The following is a 7226-nucleotide window of genomic DNA, read 5'->3' as shown; positions in this document are numbered from 1 at the left end:
TATTCCATCGGCTATTTTCATATCAATCCCTCGCAATCATTGTCCAATAGTATCTGTATTTTACACTATTTTAGTAAACTAAAGTCTCTTGTTTAATGTTTGAAAAACCATTAACAGGTAATGAACGCTAAATCCCTGTTCCGACATCGTTGACGTGCGAGAGTAAACGATATCGCCACAGCCATGCCTGTTTCGCCGCGTGTGCCGACAGGATCCCACAGCAATATAATTCCATTAAGATAATGCCAGTAAGCCACACGTGCCCACACAGCCCGCGACGTTGCCAACCCAGCCGTGCGGCAGCTGGGCGCGGCGAGTGCAGGGGCTGTTCCATGTTTCTTAATGGGATTATAACGGCTAAATGAATGAAGTTTACCGTGTCAAAAAACACCGTGTCGGTGATCTTTGACATGGTCACCGTGTCAAACACCTTTGACACTAACAAGATAACAGTCTCTATAACAATAACAGATATAGAACTATATAACGGTAATAACGTAGAACATTATAACGTTATCAAAGAACAGTGGTTCCAGTAACGAAACAACGTACCTCACCATCCTACACGCACATCATCTAGCTACACTGCTGCGCCTGATAATCTTACCAAACAGGCTTTGCAGATGGTATATGGGGTTGTTGGTGGAGATTCCTGTAAGTCACCTGTCACAATTGACGATGGTTTATGATCTCCCACTGGCTGACCATATTGGACAATAAGTACATGCTTGGGAATAAATATGACCTAGATCACATCGAAACGCTTGTTCTGATGTTATAATAAAAATAAAACACTCTCAAGGAGGCGATACCGATGTTCCGTGAACTTGCCGAGGAAGGCAACACAATAAAACAGTCATTTCATCACTTAGCCGAGGAAGAACAGAAAAAACGAATCGGCAATTGGGCGAACAAATGTATCGCTGCCATGCGAAAAACACTGCCTAAATCAGCGTTTACAAGTTATTGTCTGAAGGTTGCAGGAGAATCTCGATATATTGACGATGGCACACTTGATAATCTGCTGTTTGTGGTGCAGGGGTTGCAAGCGGCTGAAGAACTGTATTCGAATTAAATTACGGTTAAATTATAGAGCGACACGCGGTGAACACGTCATTCACAGCGGGGTCGCTTTTAATTGTCACGTCACCATAACTGCTGAAATCCGGCATAACCTGCTCTAAAAAGAATAAGATCGAAGAGTGCCACTGGCATATTTGATTATTCGTTAAGGGGAGGGGTATTAATATGCACGAGGCGGGAGTCGATGGTTTCATGGCTGTCAGTACGATTGGTGGTGGAATCTTTGCTATCCTTATGGGAATTGTGTCAATCATAGCTTTCTGGAAAATATTTCAGAAGGCTGGATTTTCACCGTGGATGAGCTTGTTAATGCTGGTTCCAGTAGTCAACTTTATTACCTTTTTATATCTAGGATTTGCAGATTGGCCTGCGCTGAAGAACCAGAGTCGACAACTTGACCTTCAACCTTTGGAATAAGAAAGAGCGACGCGTAGTGAACAGTCATTCACTGCGGGTCGCTTTTTTGTTGCCGACGCTACGTTGTGTAAAGCAAAATCCCTTTACTAAGATGTAGCTCTTTTACCTGAACGAAAATGAAAGGAGATTATTGATGGCAAAAAAGACCCTGAAATACGCGTTGACCGAGCCGCAGAGACGGGCAGCAGAAATTCTCGCCACCAATGATGTTCACAAAATGACCTTACTTCAAATTGGTCTGGAAGTGGGCGTGAGCGAGCGGACCATCTGCCGTTGGAAGCAAGACCCTGAATTTATCGAATATCAAAACGAAGTGGCCGAGTTGACTATGCGTGATTTCCTCACAGAGGCATATAACAGCCTAAAATCCATTGCTCGCGGCAGTCAAAGCGAGAAGAACAAATTAAAAGCGATCGAACTGGTGATGAAGAATCAGGGCCGTTTGACAGAGGTACAGAAGGTTGAGGCGAAGATTGAAGATAGCCGTTCCAATGATGCGATCGAAGCTGAAATTGACAATCTGAAGAAGCTGTTGGCCGATATGTAATCATTGACCCTAGGTCGAACTTAGACTCATGAGATTTGCATCTACAAACTCATCCTCTTTCGTTGCATTAGTCGCTGAGTAGAGATAAGCTGTGACCCACGAAGCCCAATACTTCGTTGGGATATCCGGCGAAATACTCAGCGTCTATGCAAGGAGAGAGCATTATGATGGCGGTATTTATCGAAGAACTAAGGCGGCACGGCAAAAGCCCAACCACCCTGCGCTCCTATCAGGACAGTTGGGCCAGATTCGCTCGATGGTATGAAAAGGAGCACCCCGCCCCCACCCCCACCGGGGGGTCAGCCTTGCCGCAGATGGCCACACAACTGGACGTAGCAAATTTCAAAAGGTTCGCTGCCCAAAATTTTAAGCCCAATACCGTCGCCCTCACGTTAACCCATCTCAACGTCATCTTCCGATGGCTCGTCGATAACGGCCATGTACCCGACCAACCTGTCGAAAAAATCGACAGGTTCACCGTACCGCAATCGTCGCCCAAGTGGCTGAATCGAAATGAACAGAATGCCCTGGTAAGAGCCGTTCGCCAACACGGCAATATCCGAGAATTAGCAATGGTCACGTTAATGCTCCATACTGGCGTGCGGGTACAGGAACTTTGCGATATCCGCTTGAAGGACATCTCCTTATCCGATCGAAAGGGAACGATGGTCATTCCCAACGGCAAACACAGTAAATACCGTGAAATCCCGTTGAATGTGGATTGCCGCCGAATCCTTCAGCGATACCTTGAAACACGTAAAACCTCCAGTAATCATCTGTTTTATAGCCAACGGAGCGGAAAGATGTCTCCACGCGGAGTATCGTTCCTCATCGCCAAGTACGCGAAGCTGACCGGCATCGACCATTTGACGTGTCACACCCTGCGCCACAGCTTCGGCCATGAGTTAGCCGTACGGAAAATTCCGCTCGATGTGATCGCCCGGCTCATGGGCCATATGAAAAAAGACGGTTCACCAAATCTCGCGATGACTAGCAGGTACACCATGCCCGGCGAGGAAGATCTGGTCAGAGCCGTGGAAGAACTGAGCTGGATTTAACGATTGCCCATGAGAGCCTACACGTGGCCCTGTGTCGCGAGAGAATATGGTGGGTGGGAAGATTGTACCAGAACTCATGTTCGTTTCAACGTGTGCCAACGTGCAGGGCATGTGGGCCAAACAGATCTTGAAGGACACGTCAGAAGCTTGACGTGTTTTTTTTACGGCGAAAACTCCGAAAGGATGAACAAACCATAAACAAATTAAACCGCATTGAGCGACAGCAACGGATGGAATTACTTGAACAGCGAGTCCGATTATTTGACGATGTTCGCGCTAAGCAAGAACTCAGCCCAGCGATGCAGACAGAGTATATATCCGATATGAAGGAGCTTTACCAACTTCGACGGATTGACCGGTCAGAATTCGATGTTCTGTTTTTCATGTACGAGTATTTTTCCGATGATAAAAACCCAGAAAATGAGCAAAACCTCATCCCGGCAGGAACCCATATTGACGACGCCCCGCGCTTCCATCGTGAACTTTGCGACTTGCTTCGGGTCGTATCTATCGACAACCCCACAGCGAGGATCGCCTGGGCGGCTCCACGGGGCCATGCGAAGTCGGCTTATCTGTCGAACGGCTTTCCCATTCATGAGATCGTCTTCAACAAGCGAAAGTACATTCTCATCATTTCGGAAACAGACTCGATGGCAAAGAAGTTTATCGAGTGGATCTCGCTTCAGCTCAAGTTTAACAAGAAGTTGCGAGAGGACTTCGGAGAATTGCTGTCCGATCGAAAGTCCATGAACGAGCGGGATAATCAAGAAGCGTTTTTGACTCGAACCGGCATCCTTGTGGAGTCGGCGTCCATGGGGAAACAACTGCGAGGAAAGCGGAATGGCTCCCATCGTCCTGATCTTGTAATCCTCGACGATCTTGAATCCGCGAAGAACACCAACACACCGGAACTGCGTGAGAAGAACTTGCACTGGTTCAACTCAGTGGTGATGCCGATCGGCGACCCAGCAAGGACCGCGTTCATTTACATGGGTACCATCGTTCACGCCCGAGGGCTGCTGCCCAACGTGTTACATCGGTCAGACTTCGAATCCCGTATCTACTCCGCCATCGTATCCCCACCGGAACGGGGTGACCTGTGGGAGCAGTTTGAATCCACCTGCAGGAATCCCGAAAATGAAACCCGTCTCGACGATGCGCTTTCTTTTTACCGAACCAATCAAGAAGAAATGGATAATGGCGTCGAGGTCTTGTGGCCAGGACGCTTTTCTTATGCCCGACTGATGATTGAGAAGGTCAATATCGGTTCCCGAGCCTTTGGCTCCGAGTATCTCAATAACCCCATTGATGAAGAAACCCAGATATTCAAGCCTTCGATGTTCACTTTCTTTGATTATCCAGAACTCCGCGACAAGATGGGCCGACCAGTGCCGCTGGACTACCTGGGAGCGTGGGACATCGCCATGGGCAAGAATAATCGCTCCGACTACAACGCCATCGTCATCATCGGTCGGGACCGGCGATCCGGTATCCTGTATGTCGTGGAAACATGGGCGAGGAAATGTCCGGCTCATGAAGCGTTGAATGAGGTCATAAACAAAATCGGCAAATATCGCCCACGGATTTTTGCCATTGAAACCGTGCAAGCACAGTTTGATCTGTTCCGGCAGGCTAGGGAACGAATGGCGAAGGAAGGCATCTACACGACCAAGTTAAAGGCCGTGACTAGCAAAACCAAGAAGGAAGAACGAATTGAATCGTTGGAGCCGATCGTGGAACAAGGGATTCTGCGTTTCATGCGGCATCAGCGAATCCTGCTGGAACAGCTAGAGCAGTTTCCGAACCACGACCACGATGACCTTCCTGATGCTTTACAAATGGCTGTGGAACTTTGTGGCGGGGGACGTCGACGGACGTTCCATCAAAAGCCAGAAGGCTTGTAAGAAATCGCATCGGCTCACCTAGGTAGATGAAAATGGGGGAAGGAGGACTGGGATTGTCGCTATTCAACATTGGCAGTTACTACCCGGCACCGGCTCACCGAGACCGGATTCGACGGTATCGCGAGAACAAAAAGCTCTTTTTGGGCAAGCACTATGATGTATTTCAACGGGTTCAAAATAAACTTACCCGCAGGCAAAACGAACTGCTCTATATCTCGACCAACCTTCCCGGCGTGATTTGTAAGAAATCCGCCGATTTTTTGTTTGGGGAGCAGCCCACGTTTTCTGCGGGGAAAAATGACAACTCCAATGAGCAACTGGCCATTGAGCGATTGGTTGAGGGGAACGACCTCCACATCATGAATTACGAAAGCGCCCTATCCAACGCTTATCGGGGAGATTCATTCTATAAAATCCGCTATGGTCAAGAGTTTGGCGGGATGGTAGGGAAGGAGAGCGATCCCTTCCGGATCATCATTGAAGCCCAGAATCCTGAGTACGTGTTCCCTGAAACGGCTCCCGGTGACGCCAACCGCATCATTGCGTATCATATTGCCTATCCGCTTCTTGTGAAGCGTGGTGATGCCGAGGATTGGTTGTTAACGACGGAATCCCACTATCCCGGACGCATTGTCTATGCCAAATATAAGCTAGACCCCATTGTTGTGACCGTGGACAATGAAATAAATGAGTGGCGAATCGATGCAGAGCTTCTTGCCGAACGGAAGGAAGTACAGACTGGCGTGCCGTTTCCTTTGATGGTTCACGTCCCCAACTATGCCACCGACGATTGCTGGGAAGGCATCGACGACCTCAGCGAAAACAAGCCCTTATTCGATGAAATCAACCACCGGCTCTCACAGGTCGCTTCCATCCTCGACAAGCACGCCGACCCAGCGATGGCAGTACCGGCGGGTACGTTGGGAGAGGATGAACAGGGTAATCCCGTCTTCCGAGTGGGCGTCGATAAGGTCTTTGAAGTCATGGGGAAGGACGAAGTGGTCCCGCAATATATCACTTGGGACGGCCAATTACAGGCGGCATTCATGGAATTAGACAAGCTGGTCAAATTACTGTTAATCAACGCCGAAATTCCCGAGATCGCTCTTGGCTCGGGCGATGCGGGAACCAGTGGAGCGTCTGGTTTAGCGATCAAGTGGCGTCTCAACTCGATTCTGGCGAAGGTAAACCGCAAGCGGCAGTATTACAATAAAGCCCTGAAGAGAGTGCTGCTAATCGCCCAACTGCTTGAAATCGCCTGTAAGGGGCCGCAGGGTTACGAAGTCACCGTTCCCAAGGTCAAGTTCAAAGATGGCTTGCCGGATGATGAAACCGAGATGGCCAACATTATGTCCATTCGAACGGGCGGCAAGGCGACCATTTCCCAGAAGTCGGCACTAATGTGGCTGGATGATTTGACGGAGGAACAGGCCGAATCAGAGATAGCGCGAATGAAAGATGATGAAGCCATGGCTGACCCGTCTATCTTCCAGCAATCCGGTGATGGAAAATGAGGCCTGTGCCAAAACCCGTATATGACCGGGATATAAATCGATTGGTCGGTTATTACAAAAAGGCCTTCACCGAGATTTCCGATAAGTTAAAAGTCATTCCGGCATCTAGCGGGTTGGAAAAAGCCTACGCCGAATCACTGCTGTCGCAAATCATGGTCATTCTTCGAGAATTAGATGGCTCGACGAAGACATGGTGCGAACATGTCATCAAAGAAGCATTCACAGGCGCTCAGGCGCAGAGCATTCTTGCATTAGGCGATGCATCCTCATTATCGGAGGCGGCATCGTCCATCTCTTTTTCCATGCTGGCGCGGGAGCGTACCGAGGCGTTGATTAACGACACCTACACCGATCTGCTGATGGCCACACAAAACACAGAAAGAAAACTTAAACACCTTGTGAGAAATGCCGTCAGCGAGACTCTACGTGTGAAAGCATTGGAACAGATGGGTCGCCGGACGATGAAACATGACATCGTCGGTGACCTCACGCATAAAGGACTGTCGGCCAAGCTGGACAGCGAAGTATGGGTTGGCATTGTGGACCGAGCCGGTCGGCGGTGGAACCTATCGACCTATGCCGAGATGGTGGTCCGAACAAAACTTACACAGGCGCATATCGAAGGAACTCGGGTGGAGACGATGGAACGCGGTGTGGACTTGGCGGTGATCTCGTCTCATAACGCCAAAGACGCTTGTCGGTC

7 protein-coding genes are annotated in these 7226 nt (G+C 49.1%); all 7 read left to right on the top strand.

Translation table 11 applies throughout. The features are described from left to right. Positions 1-814 precede the first annotated feature (814 nt). Positions 815-1075 (top strand): hypothetical protein, encoded by a 261-nt coding sequence (locus GJ688_RS18965; protein WP_155478081.1) that lies wholly within the window; start codon positions 815-817, stop codon positions 1073-1075. 173 nt (positions 1076-1248) lie between these two features. Continuing rightward, positions 1249-1500 carry a DUF805 domain-containing protein gene (locus GJ688_RS18960; RefSeq protein WP_207708846.1) on the top strand — a complete coding sequence of 84 codons (252 nt, stop codon included), beginning with the start codon at positions 1249-1251 and terminating at the stop codon, positions 1498-1500. A gap of 133 nt (positions 1501-1633) precedes the next feature. Next, positions 1634-2047, top strand: coding sequence for a phBC6A51 family helix-turn-helix protein (locus tag GJ688_RS18955; protein WP_155478080.1), 414 nt, complete (start codon positions 1634-1636; stop codon positions 2045-2047). A 164-nt stretch (positions 2048-2211) separates the two neighbouring features. After that, complete coding sequence (locus tag GJ688_RS18950; RefSeq protein ID WP_170292162.1) at positions 2212-3105, top strand: tyrosine-type recombinase/integrase; 894 nt, start codon at positions 2212-2214, stop codon at positions 3103-3105. Positions 3106-3257: 152 nt separating this feature from the next. Next, positions 3258-5009 carry a phage terminase large subunit gene (gene terL, locus GJ688_RS18945; RefSeq protein ID WP_328597404.1) on the top strand — a complete coding sequence of 584 codons (1752 nt, stop codon included), beginning with the start codon at positions 3258-3260 and terminating at the stop codon, positions 5007-5009. A 53-nt stretch (positions 5010-5062) separates the two neighbouring features. Then, on the top strand, positions 5063-6523 hold the full coding sequence (locus GJ688_RS18940) for a phage portal protein (protein WP_235911120.1): 1461 nt from the start codon (positions 5063-5065) through the stop codon (positions 6521-6523). Continuing rightward, positions 6520-7226: phage minor capsid protein (locus tag GJ688_RS18935; RefSeq protein WP_155478077.1), on the top strand; the 707-nt coding region annotated here is incomplete at its 3' end. The genes GJ688_RS18940 and GJ688_RS18935, both read left to right, overlap by 4 nt.

The sequence above is a fragment of the Heliobacterium mobile genome, assembly GCF_009720735.1.
GTDB lineage: Bacteria > Bacillota > Desulfitobacteriia > Heliobacteriales > Heliobacteriaceae > Heliobacterium > Heliobacterium mobile.
This window is presented reverse-complemented; position numbering and strand designations above follow the sequence as displayed.